This is a genomic window from Micromonospora sp. CPM1 (assembly GCF_023896895.1).
GTDB lineage: Bacteria > Actinomycetota > Actinomycetes > Mycobacteriales > Micromonosporaceae > Micromonospora > Micromonospora tulbaghiae.
In genome coordinates this window covers 32,968-46,082 of the sequence record NZ_JAMHIU010000009.1, presented here as the reverse complement: position 1 = coordinate 46,082, position 13,115 = coordinate 32,968, and the positions used below count along the sequence as shown (strand labels likewise).

The window sequence follows — 13,115 nt, the reverse complement described above, 5'->3', positions numbered from 1 at the left end:
GAACCCCTCAGGCGGCAGCCGCTTCCGCTGCTGCGCTTCGATACAGGTCGAGTATTGCCGGCATGAGCAGCGGAGACGCGGCCAGTGTTTCCTGAGATGTGCTGTCGTGGGCGTTGCCGTGCCGGTCCACCACTGATGCCCCAGCTTCCCGCGCGATGACGACGCCGGATGCCATGTCCCACAGGTGGTTCGAGAGGGTGATCGCGGCGTCCAGCCGTCCCTCAGCGAGCCATGCGAGGTCGAGTGCGGCGCTGCCCATCATGCGTACGCGTTGGGACCGTGCAGCGAGCTGGGCGGCCAGGGCAAGTCTCATCGCGTTCTTGGCATCGGCGCCAGGCCCGACTGCGTAATCACCGACGGCGACGATCGCGTCTTTCAAGACGCTGACCCCGCCGACCGTTATCCGCTGCCCGTTAGCGTGTGCGCCGCAGCCTTCCACAGCGGTATAGAGCGAGCTCAGGAACGGCAGCTCGATCACGCCCAGCACTGGATTGTTCTGATGCACGAGTGCCAGCGAGACGGCGCACATCGGCAACCGGCGGAGGAAGTTCGCGGTGCCGTCGATAGGGTCGAGTACCCAACGGAGGTCGGCTCGGCCGGAGTCCCCTTCCTCCTCACCGAGGAAGCCGATATCGGGCGTCTCCGCTGCCAGGAAGGCGCGGACATCCCGCTCGATCGCGAAGTCGAGTTCGGAGGCGACGTCGCGGTCGCCCTTGAGGGTGAGTACGCCGGGAGATCCCTGCCGCATGGCCCGAGCAGCTCGCCTAACGGCCTCGGTCGCGACGGCTAGGAGGTCTTGGTAGGTGCTCACAGCGCCTTGCCACGCTGCCAATGCGACTCGAAGAACTGCTCGAACACCTGGTAGAGCCCGGATCGGTGCACGTCGCGCCGAATGACGAAGGCGGGTGAGTCCACCCCTCGACTGTCGGTCAGGTAGGGCTGCGCCACGCACTGATCATCCACGAGCACGATGTTGAAGCGAAGCGTTTCGTCATGGGTCGCCAACGCCATGCGGGTCCCGAGTTCGACGGGTAGACACAGGCCCGCGTTTGTTGATCATGGCGCGACGGCACTCGGATCCATCCACATGCCGGTAAACCCTTTCTAGTCTCAAACAAGATCAGCGAATGGGATCCATCTCGCAGTACGATCGCCGTCCGTTACTGACCGCAGCCGGAAAGCGAATTCGGCGGCGACACGCGCCGAAGTTGCGAGAAGCGGCGTGGCGGCAGCGATCATTTTGAGCTCGCGGGCTTCCCGCAGCAGCGGCCAGTCGCGGTCGGACATCACGTCGTACCCGTACGCCTCTGCGAGCGCCCGATGCGCCCCGGTCTTTCCGAAGCGGGCCTCGCCCACAGCGACCGCTGCCAGGTCCACCTGCCAAGGCCCGAGACAAGTGGCGTCGAAGTCGCAGAGCAGGATGCCGCCCGATGCATCCCGGAGCAGGTTGCCGACGTGTGCGTCCCCGTGGATGAGCGACTGCTCCACGCGTCGGTTGAGATCGGCGACCTGCGGCTCCAAGCGGTCGCACCACGTCATCAGATAGTCGTGGTCCTCTGCGCTCAAGCCGTCGGCATCCGCCAGGCGTCGGCGCGCATCCCCGATCGGATCCCAGGCGGTCAGCGGGAAGGACGGGGGTCCGAGCGCATGAAACCGCCGCAGCGCCGAGCCGAGGTCATCCACCGTCGGAGTAGGCCCAGTGGGTGGCACGTAGGTCCATACAGAGGCGGCCAAGTCACCGACCGCAACCGGCTGCGCCACGCCAGGCGCCAGCCGGATCGTGGGCGCGTCCAGCTCGGCGAACCATCGCGCGAGCTGAACGACCTTCGTCACCCGATCCCGGAGCCGGTGCGTCCGCGCGATGCGGATGACGAGCCCGGAATCCGGCAACGCGAACACGGCGTTGTTGGTCAGCCGCAGGAGGCGGGCATCCTCGGTCGGCACCTCAAGCCCGCTGGCGATCTCCCGCATGGCGCGGGTCATCGCCTCTTCCGAGAACCGTCCGCTCATACCGTGGCAGCAGCTCGTGCGGTGAGTGTCCGATCGAATTCGGCAACGACGGGAAGGTGGCGGTGCCGTCCGAGATCGCGCCGCAGGTTGAGTACTCGATCAACCACTCGACTGGAACTCAGCGCACGCGACTGCTCGACCACGCGCGTGCCGACAGCGACCGCCCGCTCGGGGTCATCGGTGAGGAAGAGCGCGCTGCACAAGCCGACCTCGTTCAGGACCATGCTGCGGACGTTCGCCGGGCCGAAGGCGACGATCGCCTCTTCGACGCTCCGCACCGCCTGTGCCGCGTGCGTGCCGGCCTGCCGGGCCATGTCGCGGTACACGCGGCCGTACTGGGCTAGCAGTTCGCCACGGTCGTAGAAGGCCATCCAGGTCGGCTCGCGTTCGGGATCCACCCGCTCGAACTGGTCACTCGCGCGACCGAGGAGGGTCAGCGCGCTTCGGTGGTCGCCGAGTGCGGCCGTCGAGGCGGCCTCCGCGCCCCAGAGCAGCGCCCTCACCGCCGGGGTCGCCCGCGATCCCAGCTCTGAGTGGGCCAGCCTCAGCGCGGCCAGAGCATCGTGGTTGTGCCGAAGGTGTTGTAGCTGCTTGGCCTGCGAGTAGCGGATCAGGGCCGCCAGCGGGGCATCGTCAGCGGACATCGCGGCCCGCTCGCCCGCGGCGAAATGCCGCTGGGCGTCCGCGTGCCGGCCGGCGTCCAGCGCGGTCCAGCCGGCCAACTGACGCGCCGCCGCGACCGCCGCGAAGAGGCGGGGTGTCAGCCCGGGCGCGTGTGACCAGTCGAGCATCCCGTACACCGACTCCGCGAACCGCGCGACCTCCCGATAGAGCAGGCCGCCACCGCATTCGTAGTCGACCGACCGGTAGAGCTCCAGGACCGCGTTCAGCCGAGAGACGTCCGCACTGCCGATACGGCGGGGCCGTGGCTGCTCGGCGACCCCGACCAGCCCGGCTCCTGCGGACACCGCGGCGATGCCGGCCAGGAGGGTTCGCCGGCCCAGGTCTGGTGTTGCGCGGATCCCGTCGGCCGGAGCGCTGGCCGGAGAGTCTGGACCGACTGAGAACCAGAGAGACCCCGGCGGGATGCGGAGCACGGTCGCCCAATGCGTCAGCCGGTCGAGATGCACCAGGGCTGGCCCGTTCTCGATCCGGCTCAACTGTGCCTGCGTGATCCCCAGCCACCCCGCGACGACGCTCTGCGGCAGCGGGCTCCGCCCGTGGTACGGGTGGTGGCGGTACGCCCGGATCACCTGCCCGAGATGTCGCCGGGCCAACGCCGTCCGTACCGGTTCATGGTCCCAGAACGAGTCGGGCACCCCGGGCGGCGTGCTGAGGCGGTCGCGTTCGGCGGCCTGGCAGGGCGCGCAGCGCCCCGTGCCGTTGTCGCGCGCCAGGCGGCCGCCGCAGCGGGGGCAGTTCGCAGGTGTCACCGGCAACCTCGCCGTTCGCGGAGAACCTGTGTCCGAAGTCGAGCCTAGCCATTCAACCCGTTCCGGAGCGGCCCGGTATACGCGCTGTGCATATCGCCGGATGTCTCGTGACGGTGACCGAGCGTATGCGGGGCGTGTATGGCGGCCACGATCATCAGGGCATGCGCCTCCTGCCGAGAGGGACTGAAGGTCAGCGCATGGCCCGGGGCGGGTGCTGGGCTCCGGTGGCACCGCGTCCCCCGATCGCGGCTCCCGCCGTCCCCGCCCGCCCCGGCGCCACTCCACCAGATCCAACCCGGAGGCGCCTGCCGATGTCCGTCGTACTCGCCGACTTCCCCGTCCTCACCCCGGTCACCGACGAGGACGTGCTCGTCGCCGCGCTGGCCGTGCGCGTACACGTGCCCGAGCACTGGCCGCAGGGACCGCTGTGCCGCAGCGAGCGCGTCCCGAACCCCTGCCGGCTGGCCCGGTGGGGGAGGGCGACGCTCGCCGCGGCCGGGCTGCCCGACGAGGCCGTGGCGGCCGGGGCGGCGGCGTCGTGATCTACGTGACCGGCGAGCGGGTGCAGGCGTACCAGGTGCGCAGCGCCTTCTTCGACACCCGCTGGCGTGGCCTGGACCCGGCGCAGGTGCACGACTACCTGTGCCGGGTCGCCGACGAGATGGATCGTCTGCACCGGGAGCTGACCACGGCGCGCACCGAGTCGGAGCGGGTCCGCCAGGCGCTGCGGCAGTGGCAGTCCCGCCACAACGGCTGCCGGCGACGCGGCCACGATGGCTGAGCCGCGCTGGATCATCCATCTGCCGACCAGACTGACCAGCCGGGACGCCGCCGTCGAACTGGCCGCCGCGCTCGCCCGGTCGCTCGGGCACCTGGATGCCGTCGACTTCGGTGAGACGACGCTCAGCGAGGAGGATGCGCAGCACCTGCGGTACCGGGTCTGGTGTGACATGCGGTTGCCCGGCGGCGGGCGCTGCGGACACCGGGATGGTCACGACGGGTCGTGCGGGGCGGCGGAGCCGCGGTGACCTCGGCGTGTTTCGACGTGCCGATCGATGAACGTCCTGGTGGCGGGCTGGCCCGCTGGGAGCGGTCCCAAACGGGGCGACCATCCACCCTGTACGGTCGCTACACTCCCCGAAACGCCCGGAAACGCCACACGGAGTCTGGAGACGCCTGTGACCCGCGACAAGGCCGCACCGCCCGGAATCGACGTCACCATTCCCAGCGTGGCCCGGGTCTATGACTACTTCCTGGGCGGTAAGGACAACTTCGAGGTCGACCGGAAGGTCGCCGAGCACGCCCTGCGGATCACGCCGGACGGGCCGGCCGCCGGTCAGGCGAACCGGGCCTTCCTGCGCCGGGTGATCCGCCACCTCGTGACCGAGGAGGGCATCGACCAGTTCCTCGACATCGGGTCGGGCCTGCCCACCCAGGGCAACGTGCACGAGGTCGCCGTCGAGCACAACCCGGCGGCCCGGGTGGTGTACGTGGACAACGACCCGATCGTCCTGGCGCACGGGCGCGCGCTGCTCGCGGCGGAGGGCACCGCGACGGTGATCCAGGCCGACATCCGGGAACCGGAGGAGATCCTCAACGACCCGGACGTCCGCCGGTTCCTCGACTTCGACCGCCCGATCGGGCTGCTGCTGTTCGCGATCCTGCACCACATCGGCGACGACGAGGACCCGCGATCGGTTGCTGCGGCGCTGATCGACGCGCTGCCGTCGGGCAGCTACGTCGCGATCTCGCACTTCCGTGACCCGGGTGAGCGGGATCCGGAAGGCTCCCGCAAGGCCCGCGAGGTCGAGCGGGTGTTCAACGAGTCGCTCGGTACCGGCCGCTGGCGTACCGACGAGGAGATCCTCGCCTTCGCCGACGGGCTGACGGTGCTGGAGCCGGGCCTGGTGCCGCTGGCCGAGTGGCGTCCGGACCCGGACGCGCCCGCCCAGCAGCAGACCGACACCTACCACACGTTCGTCGGACTGCTCGCCCGCAAGCCGTAGGCGCCTGCCCGCGGGCACCGCGGGCCCCGGGGTGCGAAGGAAGCGCAGGTGCCGGAGTCGCGCCGAGGTGGCGCGTGCTAAGAAAGGGCCCCGCCTTCTTCGAACCCAGGAAGGGCCCGCCGTGCACGAAGCCGAGCAGGTGATCCAGCGTGTGCTGCGGGATCTGCGCGACGGCGCGCACCGTGGCGTCGTGGTGGACTCGCCTCCCGGTGCCGGGAAGTCGACCCTCGTCGTCCGCGCCGCGATCGAGACCGCCGCCACCGGCGATCCGCTGATGATCGTGGCGCAGACCAACGAGCAGGTCGACGACCTCATCGACCGGCTCGGCCGCAGGGCGCCGGAGCTGCGCGTCGGGCGGCTCTCCGCGACCGACTACCGGCCGACCGAGCGGGTCACCGCCCACCCGGCGGTCCGCGTCGCCGCGAAGGCCGCCGACCTGGGCGGGCCGGCGGTCACCATCGGTACGGCGGCCAAGTGGGCCACTGTCACCGAGGGGAGCTGGCCCTGGGCGATCGTGGACGAGGCGTACCAGATGCGCGCCGACGCGCTGCTGCGCGTGGCGGGACGGTTCGAGCGGGCGCTGTTCGTCGGCGACCCCGGTCAGCTCGATCCGTTCAGCACCGTCGAGACGTTCCGCTGGACCGGCCTGACCTGGGATCCGATGCAGTCGGCGGTGGCCACGCTGCTGCGGCACAACCCGGAGCTGCCGGTGCACCGGTTGCCGGTGTCGTGGCGGCTGCCCGACTCGGCCGCCCCTGTCGTCTCCGCCGCGTTCTACCCGTTCACCGGGTTCCGCGCCGGGACCGGGCCGGCCGACCGGGCGCTGACGTTCACCGAGCCCGGCGCGGGTGACCCCTACGACGCCTCGGTGGAGGTGGCCGCCGCCACCGGCTGGGCGTTGCACGAGCTGCCGGCCCGGCACACCGTGCGTACCGATGGAGAAGCCGCCGCGGCCTGCGCGGAGCTGGCCCTGCGGGTGCTGCGACGCGGCGCGGTCGCGGTCAGCGAGGCCGCGCCCGGCGGCGCGCCGGTCACCGCGGACCGGATCGCCGTCGGGGCCGCGCACCGCGACCAGGTCGCGGCCATCCGGTCCCGGCTGGGCGCGGCCGGGGCGGGCATCACCGTGGACACCGCCAACCGGCTCCAGGGCCGGGAGTACGACGTGACGATCGTGCTGCACCCGCTCTCCGGCCGGCGCGACGCCACCGCGTTCCACCTGGAGTCGGGGCGGCTGTGCGTGCTGGCGTCACGGCACCGGCACGCCTGCGTGGTGGTGGCGCGGGCCGGGATCGGTGAGCTGCTCGACGCGTATCCGTCGACCGAGCGGGTGCACCTGGACGTGCCGGTGAAGTTCCCCGACGGGTGGGAGGCCAACCAGACGGTGCTGACCCACCTCGATGCCCACCGGGCGTGACGAGGGGCCGTCGCGGCAGGATCGGCGGACCGTTCGGATCTTCCGGCGTTCGCGGCCGGTGGGCACGATGGCCGGATGCATCCTCACGATCCCTATCAGCAGGATCCGTACCAGCACCAGGCGTACCAACAGCAGGCGTACCCGCAACAGCCGTACTATCCGCCGCCGGCGTACGTGGAGCAGCCGAGCGAGGGGATGGGCCGGTGGGCGATCGTCCTGTGGGTCACCGTGCCGGCGCTGCTGGTGATCCTGTGCTGTGCCGGATGCGTCGTCTCCGGGTTCGCGGGCGGGTTCATGGAGGGCTTCAACGAGGGCTACGAGTCGTCGTAGGTCGCACCGCCGCCCTCGGCGCGCGGCGCTGGCGGCGGTGCGTTAGACAGGGATCATGACCGCGAGCGTGCTGCCCTGGCTGGGCGGGGGTGTGGTGGCGGTGGCCGCCGGTTTCCTCGCCGCGTTGCTGCCCCGGCGCCGCGCCCGGGCCGAGGGCCGGCGGGTCGCCTGGTCGTCGGCGCGGGCGGCGATCCACGACGCCACCGTCAGCCGGGACGCGTCCCCGGCGACGGTGCCGGAGGCCGAGCGGCTGCTGGCCCACGCCGAGATGCTCGCCGCCGGACGCGGCGGCGCCGGCGCGGCCCGCGCGGCGGCCGAGCACGCCCGCCGCGCCGACGAGCTGTGGCGGGCCGGGCGATGACGAGGGTACGCCGGGAGCTGCTGCGCTGGTCGCTGCTGGCCGCCGCGGCGGCCGTGCTCGTGGTGTTCCTGGTGGCGCAGCGGCAGAGCGTGGAGGTCAGCTACGGGCGTTCCCCGTCGACGGCCGCGCTGCCCGAGGGCTCGGCCGGGGAGCTGAGCGACGCGAGCGTGCCCTCGGTCGAGGAGATGACCGCGCTGGTCGCCGCCGATCCGGTGGTCCGGCTGCCGGGTGCTGTCGCGCGCTGGGACGAGCAGCGGGTCCGGGCCGCCATCGGTGACCGGGGCACGCGCATCCTGGTCGCCCCGCCCGGTCTGGACGAGGCCGAACGCCGGCGGGTGAAGGACGTGGAGAACGCCGAGATCCGGATCGTCGGCACCGAGGTCAGCGGCGGGCTCTACGTGGCCTCGCCGGACGACCTGCCGGGCTGGCGGGCCCGGTTCGCCACCGGCGACGTGACCGGCTCGGTGCTCGCGCTGCTGGCCGCGCTGCACGACCAGCCGACCCCGCCGGACGGCGACGACCTGCGCTGGCGGGAGCCGACCGGCCCGGAGCTGGCCCCGGTGGTCGCGGCGCTGCGCGCCACCGGCCGGTACGTGGGCACCGGCGCCACGCTGCCCGAGCTGCCGGAGAAGGCGGCGAGCGCCGCGTTCCCGGACGGCGCCTGGTTCGTGGTGCTGCCCGCCCAGCCGTACGGGGAGCCGCTGCCCGCGTACGGGCCGGCGCTGCACCGGCTCGCCCCGGACCAGCCGCTCGTGGTGATGTACGGCGACTGGATCGAGTACCACGGTCCGGGCGCGGCGTCGTTCGCCGAGGTGGCCGGCGCGAGCTTCTACGCCCAGTTCGGCAGCCGGCTCGGCCGTTACACCTATCCGCAGCAGAACGTGCTCGGCGCGTATCTGGCCCAGGTCACCGACGTGCGGTACGCGGGGCTGTTCGACCGTCCGCTGCCGTACCGGCCGTTCGACCCGCTGCGGGTGGCGTTGCCGGCGCTGCCCTGGATCTTCGCCGGCTGCGTGGCGGGTTTCGTGGTGCTGTCGATCCGTACCGTGCGGGCCTCCGGCCGCCGTCCGGCCGACGTCGGTCCCGGTGGCACGCCGGCCCGGCTGGCCGGGCTCTCCGCGCTGGCTGTGGAGTTGTCGCTGCTCACCGACGCGCGCAGCGACCCGGCGCTGGTCCGGGGCGTGGGCCGGTTGCGGGCGGCCCGGGACGCGTTCGACGAGGGGCTGCCCGACCGGCACGTACGCGAACTGCTCGCCGACGCGGCGGCCGAGCTGGACGACGTGGCCCGGGACGTGCGGATGCCCGGCTACCGGCCGGACGTCTACCTGCGGGCGAGGCTGTCGTGAGCCGCGTCGCGACCCGTCCCGAGCGGGCGGCGGCCGGTCGAGGCGTGGTGGCGACCGGCCCGCGCCGGCTGCTCGGACGCCTGGTCGGTACCGCGTTCGGCCGCGCGGTGCTCGCCTGCCTGGCGCTGGCCGGCTGGGCGCTGTGGACCGGCGGGATCCTGGACGGGCCGATCGCGCGGCAGGTGCGCGTCTCGTCGGTCTACGCGGCGCCCGGGGTGGACCTGGACCGGGCGGCCGCCGAGCGGGTCATCGGCAACCGGCGGCTGGTGGTGCTGATCATGGAGCCGGGCGCCGACCTGCGGGAGGCGTGCGACGACACCGAGCGCGCCGCCCGGGGCACGCTGGTGCTGGCGATGAGCCGCGACGGCGAGGACTGGGACACGTACGGCTGCTCCCGCCTCGGCGGCGACGGCGCGCGTGACCTCGGGCGGGCCATGGTCGCCGAGACCACGATCAGCCGGGGCGCCGACGCGTTCGTGGACCGGCCGGTCGAGGCGCTGAAGGTGATCGTGCTGAACTACGACCGGCTGGTCCGGGCCGGTCTGGTGCCGGACGGTGCTCGTACCATCAGCCCGTCGCTGCCCCGGTACCTGCTGGCCGGCGGCGCGGTGGCCGGGGTCGTGGCCGGTGCGGCGGTGCTCTGGTTCGGTGGGCGGCGGGCCGGTCGGCTGGCCGACGCCCGGCGGGCCGGGCGGGACGCGCGCGCCGACGAACGGGCCGCGCTCGGCGCCGCCACCGCGGCTCTCGCCCAGCAGATCATCGACCTGGACGGACGCGTCGGGCCGGTCGCCCCGGCGTACCGGCGGCTGGCCGCCGACTACGTCGGCCTGCTCGACGAGGTGTCCGAGAAGGACGGGAACGCCGAGGCGCTGCGCCGGCTCCGCGAGCGGGTCGAGGAGCTGAGCCGCCGCGCGGCGGACCTCGCCGACGACGCCGCGTCCGGCCGGCGCGGGACGCGCGGACGGGGCCGGCGGTGAGCCGCCGACCCCGTCGTCAGTGCGTCGTCAGCGCTGGGCGCCCACCGTCGAGGCGGCCGGCCAGCTGCCGGTGAAGACCTGGGCGGGCGTCGCGCTGCGGGCGGCGAAGCCGAACAGCGAGTCGACCCGGGCGGCCTCGGTGGAGCTGGGGTACGGGTTGGTGCAGCTCGTGCCGGCGCTGCCACCGGACATCAGGATGGCGCAGTTGCCGTTGTAGTTGTCCGGCAGGCCGAGGATGTGGCCGATCTCGTGCGTCATGATGCGCAGCGCCGAGTACTGCTGGGCCTGGTTGTAGTCGATCACCACGCGGCCGTTGCCGAGGCTGGTGCGCTGGGCGTAAGAGCCGCCGCCGTAGGTGTAGGTGATCCGCAGGTTGGACCCGCACTGGGCCATGTTGATGTTGTTCGTGTAGTTGTTCCAGATCGCCGCCGCCTGCACCGCCGTGTTGGCGAACGGGCCGGCCTGGCTGATGTTGTAGCAGACGTTGCGGACGGCGGCGGAGGCCGGAGCCGGGTTGACGGCTACCGCACCGAGCGCTGCCAGCGTCGCGGCCGCGAGGGTGGCGAGGATCCGGGACAGCTTGGGGTGACGCATGGTTCACACTCCTTGGGATGGGGGGTGAGCGGAACGCCGCCAGCCTATAGATAGCCGTCGATCGATATCAAGAGGTGGACGCGTGCGGATCGGACGCGTTCACGGCGGCGACGACCTGGTCGTAGTCGCCGCGCGCCTCCGCGTGGCGGAGGAACTTCACCTGCTCTACCTGGATCTCCGTCGCCTCCGGCTGCGCCTCCAGCAGCGCCACCACCTCGCTCACGAACTCGTCCAGCGGCATGGCAGTCTCGTTGTTCTCGTGGCCGGGCAGGAGTTCGGTGCGCACCGCGGGCGGCACCAGTTCCAGCACCCGTACGCCGGTGTCGGCCAGGTTCAGCCGGATCGACTCGCTGAGCATGTGCACCGCGGCCTTGGAGGCGTTGTAGCTCGGCGTGACCCGCAGCGGCACGAACGCCAGGCCGGACGAGACGGTGACGATCGTGGCGTTCCCGCGCCGCCGCAGGTGTTCGACGAAGGCGGCGATCAGCCGGATCGGGCCGAGCACGTTCGTGGTCACCACCTCCTCGGCCGAGGCGAGGAACGTGTCCGGCGAACGCCAGTCCTCGATCCGCATCACGCCCGCCATCGTCACCAGGATGTTGAGATCCGGGTGCTTCGCCAGCACCTGGTCCGCGGCGGCGGCGATGCTCGCCGGGTCGGCGGTGTCGATCGTGACGGTGGCCAGGCCCGGGTTGGCGGCGGCGATCTCGTCGAGCAACTCGGTACGCCGGCCCCCGACGATCACCGTGTTGCCCCGGTCCCGCAGGGCGAGCGCCAGGGCCAGGCCGATCCCGCTGGTGGCGCCGGGAATGAAGATCGTGTTTCCGGAGATGTCCATGCGGCAAGCCTGCGGCGTCCGGCGTGGCGGGTGAAGAGACCGCTGATCGGGGGATCGCGGATCCCTGGTTCCCGGCGGAGCGCGGCGGATACTCGGATCATGGACCGCCAAGCCCTGGCCGAATTCCTGCGCCGCCGCCGCGAGGCGCTGCGCCCCGGCGACGTCGGACTGCCGGAGGGCGCCCGCCGCCGGGCGCCCGGCCTGCGGCGGGAGGAGGTCGCGTCGCTCGCCACCATGTCCACCGACTACTACACCCGGCTGGAGCAGCGGCGCGGCCCGCAGCCGAGTCCGTACATGCTCGGCGAGCTGGCCCGGGCGCTGCGGCTCACCGCGCACGAGCGCGCCTACCTGTTCCGGGTCGCCGGGCACAGCCCGCCCGAGACGGTCGCCACCAGCGGGCACGTCGCGCCGGCACTGCTGCGGGTGCTGGACCGGCTGGCCGACACGCCGGCGCTCATCCTGTCCGACCTCGGCGAGACGCTGGTCCAGAACCGGTTGGCGGCCGCGCTGTTCGGGGACCGCTCCGGCCACACCGGGCTCGCCCGCAGCGAGGTGTACCGCTGGTTCACCGACCCGGCCGAGCGGGAGCACTATCCGGTGGAGGACCGTGACCGGCAGAGCCGGGCTCAGGTCGCCAACCTGCGGGCCGCGTACGGATCGATGGGGCCGCGGTCCCGCGCGGGCGAGCTGGTGCGAGCGCTGCGTGCGGCCAGCGGCGAGTTCGCCGAGTTGTGGGAGCGGCACGAGGTGGCGCAACGCTTCGCCGACCACAAGACGCTGATCCACCCGGAACTCGGACCGATCGAGCTGGACTGCCAGGTGCTGTTCACCGAGGACCAGTCGCAGGCGCTGCTGGTGCTCACCGCCGCGCCGCGCAGCGAGGCCGAGGAGAAGCTGCGGCTGCTCGCCGTGCTCGGACACGAACGGTTCCCGTCCACCACCGCGTGAACGCGGCACAGGAACCGTCGTTCACGCCGCCGGGTATCCCCGGCTTTCCTGTCAACCTCCCGTCACGCAGGGTGTTTTTCTGATCCCTTCCGGTCGATAGCGTCGGTCCACTGCCGTCGACGAAGGGCCGACGATGAACGACAACGGACAACCGCTCGACCGTCGGCGACTGCTCGCCGGCGCGGCGGCGGCCTCGGCGGTCACAGTGACCGGCCTGGCCGTCGCCTCCACCACCGGCGCCGCGGCGGCCGCACCGGGCCGCCCCGCGACGCCGCTCATCACCCGGGACCGCATCGCCACCGCCGCGCTGCGCGCACCCGACGGGTCCGCGCTCCCGGTCGCAGTCCAGGCCGACTTCCACGCCCGGCTCGCCGCCTGGCTGGCGTTCTGGTCGGCGAACTCGCCGTCGGCCTGGAGCGTGCCGGTGCAGGTGGTCGCCCGGATCGAGGCGGGCGGCGACGCGCTGGTGCTGCACGGGATCCGGCACCGCCGCGACGACGAGCTGCGCGCCGGCTTCGCCGCCGGCCGGCGCGACGCCACCCACCTGGCCACGCTGGCCAGCCTGCACCACCACTTCCCGAGCGTGCGGGTCCGCCCGGACGGCACGATCCGGGTCGCCGACGGACCCGCCGGGTTCACCGGCGCGCCGGAACAGGTCGCCTTCGCGGTCGCGGCCTGCCGCGGGCTGTGGGGCGACGCGGCGGCGACCGCCGACCGCTGGGCGGAGCACGCCGCCCGGGTGCTCGCCCGCGCCGGGCACCGCACCGACGCCGCCTCGCACGCCGGCTGGGCGGCCTTCACCCGCACCAGCCTGCGTCGCGGGCTGGGCACCGAATCGTACGAGTGACCGGAGGTAGC

General features: G+C 72.7%; 17 protein-coding genes. 11 read left to right on the top strand and 6 right to left on the bottom strand.

Features of this window, described 5'->3' with window-relative positions:
* Positions 1–7 precede the first annotated feature (7 nt).
* The 4 genes from M8C11_RS12990 to M8C11_RS12975 all read right to left on the bottom strand — a co-directional run bounded on the left by M8C11_RS12990 (position 8) and on the right by M8C11_RS12975 (position 3,443).
* Positions 8–811: an inositol monophosphatase family protein gene (locus M8C11_RS12990; RefSeq protein ID WP_308212740.1), complete on the bottom strand. Its 804-nt coding sequence runs from the start codon at positions 809–811 to the stop codon at positions 8–10.
* Positions 808–1,011, bottom strand: a complete 204-nt coding sequence (locus M8C11_RS12985; protein WP_252449699.1) for a DUF5919 domain-containing protein — start codon at positions 1,009–1,011, stop codon at positions 808–810. The genes M8C11_RS12990 and M8C11_RS12985 overlap by 4 nt, the downstream gene beginning before the upstream one ends.
* A gap of 99 nt (positions 1,012–1,110) precedes the next feature.
* Positions 1,111–2,010: a phosphotransferase family protein gene (locus tag M8C11_RS12980; protein ID WP_252449698.1), complete on the bottom strand. Its 900-nt coding sequence runs from the start codon at positions 2,008–2,010 to the stop codon at positions 1,111–1,113.
* Positions 2,007–3,443, bottom strand: coding sequence for a helix-turn-helix domain-containing protein (locus tag M8C11_RS12975; protein ID WP_252449697.1), 1,437 nt, complete (start codon positions 3,441–3,443; stop codon positions 2,007–2,009). Before M8C11_RS12975 ends, M8C11_RS12980 begins: the two co-directional genes overlap by 4 nt.
* 311 nt (positions 3,444–3,754) lie before the next feature.
* Between M8C11_RS12975 and M8C11_RS12970 the strand changes: the two genes are divergently transcribed.
* The 9 genes from M8C11_RS12970 to M8C11_RS12930 all read left to right on the top strand — a co-directional run bounded on the left by M8C11_RS12970 (position 3,755) and on the right by M8C11_RS12930 (position 9,877).
* Positions 3,755–3,985, top strand: coding sequence for a hypothetical protein (locus tag M8C11_RS12970; protein WP_252449696.1), 231 nt, complete (start codon positions 3,755–3,757; stop codon positions 3,983–3,985).
* Entirely contained in the window at positions 3,982–4,224 is a 243-nt protein-coding gene (locus M8C11_RS12965; protein ID WP_091418926.1) for a DivIVA domain-containing protein, read from the top strand. Before M8C11_RS12970 ends, M8C11_RS12965 begins: the two co-directional genes overlap by 4 nt.
* Positions 4,217–4,471: a hypothetical protein gene (locus M8C11_RS12960; protein WP_252449695.1), complete on the top strand. Its 255-nt coding sequence runs from the start codon at positions 4,217–4,219 to the stop codon at positions 4,469–4,471. The genes M8C11_RS12965 and M8C11_RS12960 overlap by 8 nt, the downstream gene beginning before the upstream one ends.
* A gap of 150 nt (positions 4,472–4,621) precedes the next feature.
* Positions 4,622–5,449 carry an SAM-dependent methyltransferase gene (locus M8C11_RS12955; protein ID WP_121684531.1) on the top strand — a complete coding sequence of 276 codons (828 nt, stop codon included), beginning with the start codon at positions 4,622–4,624 and terminating at the stop codon, positions 5,447–5,449.
* 121 nt (positions 5,450–5,570) lie between these two features.
* On the top strand, positions 5,571–6,863 hold the full coding sequence (locus tag M8C11_RS12950; protein ID WP_252449693.1) for an AAA family ATPase: 1,293 nt from the start codon (positions 5,571–5,573) through the stop codon (positions 6,861–6,863).
* A 75-nt stretch (positions 6,864–6,938) separates the two neighbouring features.
* Positions 6,939–7,193 carry a hypothetical protein gene (locus M8C11_RS12945; protein ID WP_120571454.1) on the top strand — a complete coding sequence of 85 codons (255 nt, stop codon included), beginning with the start codon at positions 6,939–6,941 and terminating at the stop codon, positions 7,191–7,193.
* Positions 7,194–7,248: 55 nt separating this feature from the next.
* Positions 7,249–7,554, top strand: a complete 306-nt coding sequence (locus M8C11_RS12940) for a DUF6403 family protein (protein ID WP_252449692.1) — start codon at positions 7,249–7,251, stop codon at positions 7,552–7,554.
* A complete protein-coding gene (locus M8C11_RS12935) occupies positions 7,551–8,900 on the top strand; it encodes a hypothetical protein (protein WP_120573949.1) in 1,350 nt (449 codons plus the stop codon). Before M8C11_RS12940 ends, M8C11_RS12935 begins: the two co-directional genes overlap by 4 nt.
* The gene (locus M8C11_RS12930) at positions 8,897–9,877 is read left to right on the top strand and encodes a hypothetical protein (protein WP_252449691.1); all 981 of its coding nucleotides are present in this window, start codon (positions 8,897–8,899) and stop codon (positions 9,875–9,877) included. Before M8C11_RS12935 ends, M8C11_RS12930 begins: the two co-directional genes overlap by 4 nt.
* A 27-nt stretch (positions 9,878–9,904) precedes the next feature.
* Here M8C11_RS12930 and M8C11_RS12925 read toward each other — a convergent pair whose 3' ends face one another.
* Both M8C11_RS12925 and M8C11_RS12920 read right to left on the bottom strand, forming a co-directional pair.
* Positions 9,905–10,471: a snapalysin family zinc-dependent metalloprotease gene (locus M8C11_RS12925; RefSeq protein WP_091418947.1), complete on the bottom strand. Its 567-nt coding sequence runs from the start codon at positions 10,469–10,471 to the stop codon at positions 9,905–9,907.
* Positions 10,472–10,538: 67 nt separating this feature from the next.
* The gene (locus tag M8C11_RS12920; RefSeq protein ID WP_252449690.1) at positions 10,539–11,309 is read right to left on the bottom strand and encodes an SDR family oxidoreductase; all 771 of its coding nucleotides are present in this window, start codon (positions 11,307–11,309) and stop codon (positions 10,539–10,541) included.
* A gap of 99 nt (positions 11,310–11,408) precedes the next feature.
* Between M8C11_RS12920 and M8C11_RS12915 the strand changes: the two genes are divergently transcribed.
* Both M8C11_RS12915 and M8C11_RS12910 read left to right on the top strand, forming a co-directional pair.
* Positions 11,409–12,257 (top strand): helix-turn-helix transcriptional regulator, encoded by an 849-nt coding sequence (locus M8C11_RS12915; RefSeq protein ID WP_252449689.1) that lies wholly within the window; start codon positions 11,409–11,411, stop codon positions 12,255–12,257.
* A gap of 133 nt (positions 12,258–12,390) precedes the next feature.
* Positions 12,391–13,104, top strand: a complete 714-nt coding sequence (locus tag M8C11_RS12910; RefSeq protein WP_252449688.1) for a hypothetical protein — start codon at positions 12,391–12,393, stop codon at positions 13,102–13,104.
* Positions 13,105–13,115 lie beyond the last annotated feature (11 nt).

Excerpts from the sequence above, each read along its gene's own strand:
- M8C11_RS12910 (WP_252449688.1), top strand. The coding sequence starts at position 12,391 with ATGAACGACAACGGACAACCGCTCGACCGTCGGCGACTGCTCGCCGGC.
- M8C11_RS12935 (WP_120573949.1), top strand. The coding sequence starts at position 7,551 with ATGACGAGGGTACGCCGGGAGCTGCTGCGCTGGTCGCTGCTGGCCGCC.
- M8C11_RS12915 (WP_252449689.1), top strand. The coding sequence starts at position 11,409 with ATGGACCGCCAAGCCCTGGCCGAATTCCTGCGCCGCCGCCGCGAGGCG.
- M8C11_RS12940 (WP_252449692.1), top strand. The coding sequence starts at position 7,249 with ATGACCGCGAGCGTGCTGCCCTGGCTGGGCGGGGGTGTGGTGGCGGTG.
- M8C11_RS12980 (WP_252449698.1), bottom strand. The coding sequence starts at position 2,010 with ATGAGCGGACGGTTCTCGGAAGAGGCGATGACCCGCGCCATGCGGGAG.
- M8C11_RS12920 (WP_252449690.1), bottom strand. The coding sequence starts at position 11,309 with ATGGACATCTCCGGAAACACGATCTTCATTCCCGGCGCCACCAGCGGG.
- M8C11_RS12945 (WP_120571454.1), top strand. The coding sequence starts at position 6,939 with ATGCATCCTCACGATCCCTATCAGCAGGATCCGTACCAGCACCAGGCG.
- M8C11_RS12985 (WP_252449699.1), bottom strand. The coding sequence starts at position 1,011 with ATGGCGTTGGCGACCCATGACGAAACGCTTCGCTTCAACATCGTGCTC.
- M8C11_RS12960 (WP_252449695.1), top strand. The coding sequence starts at position 4,217 with ATGGCTGAGCCGCGCTGGATCATCCATCTGCCGACCAGACTGACCAGC.
- M8C11_RS12925 (WP_091418947.1), bottom strand. The coding sequence starts at position 10,471 with ATGCGTCACCCCAAGCTGTCCCGGATCCTCGCCACCCTCGCGGCCGCG.
- M8C11_RS12970 (WP_252449696.1), top strand. The coding sequence starts at position 3,755 with ATGTCCGTCGTACTCGCCGACTTCCCCGTCCTCACCCCGGTCACCGAC.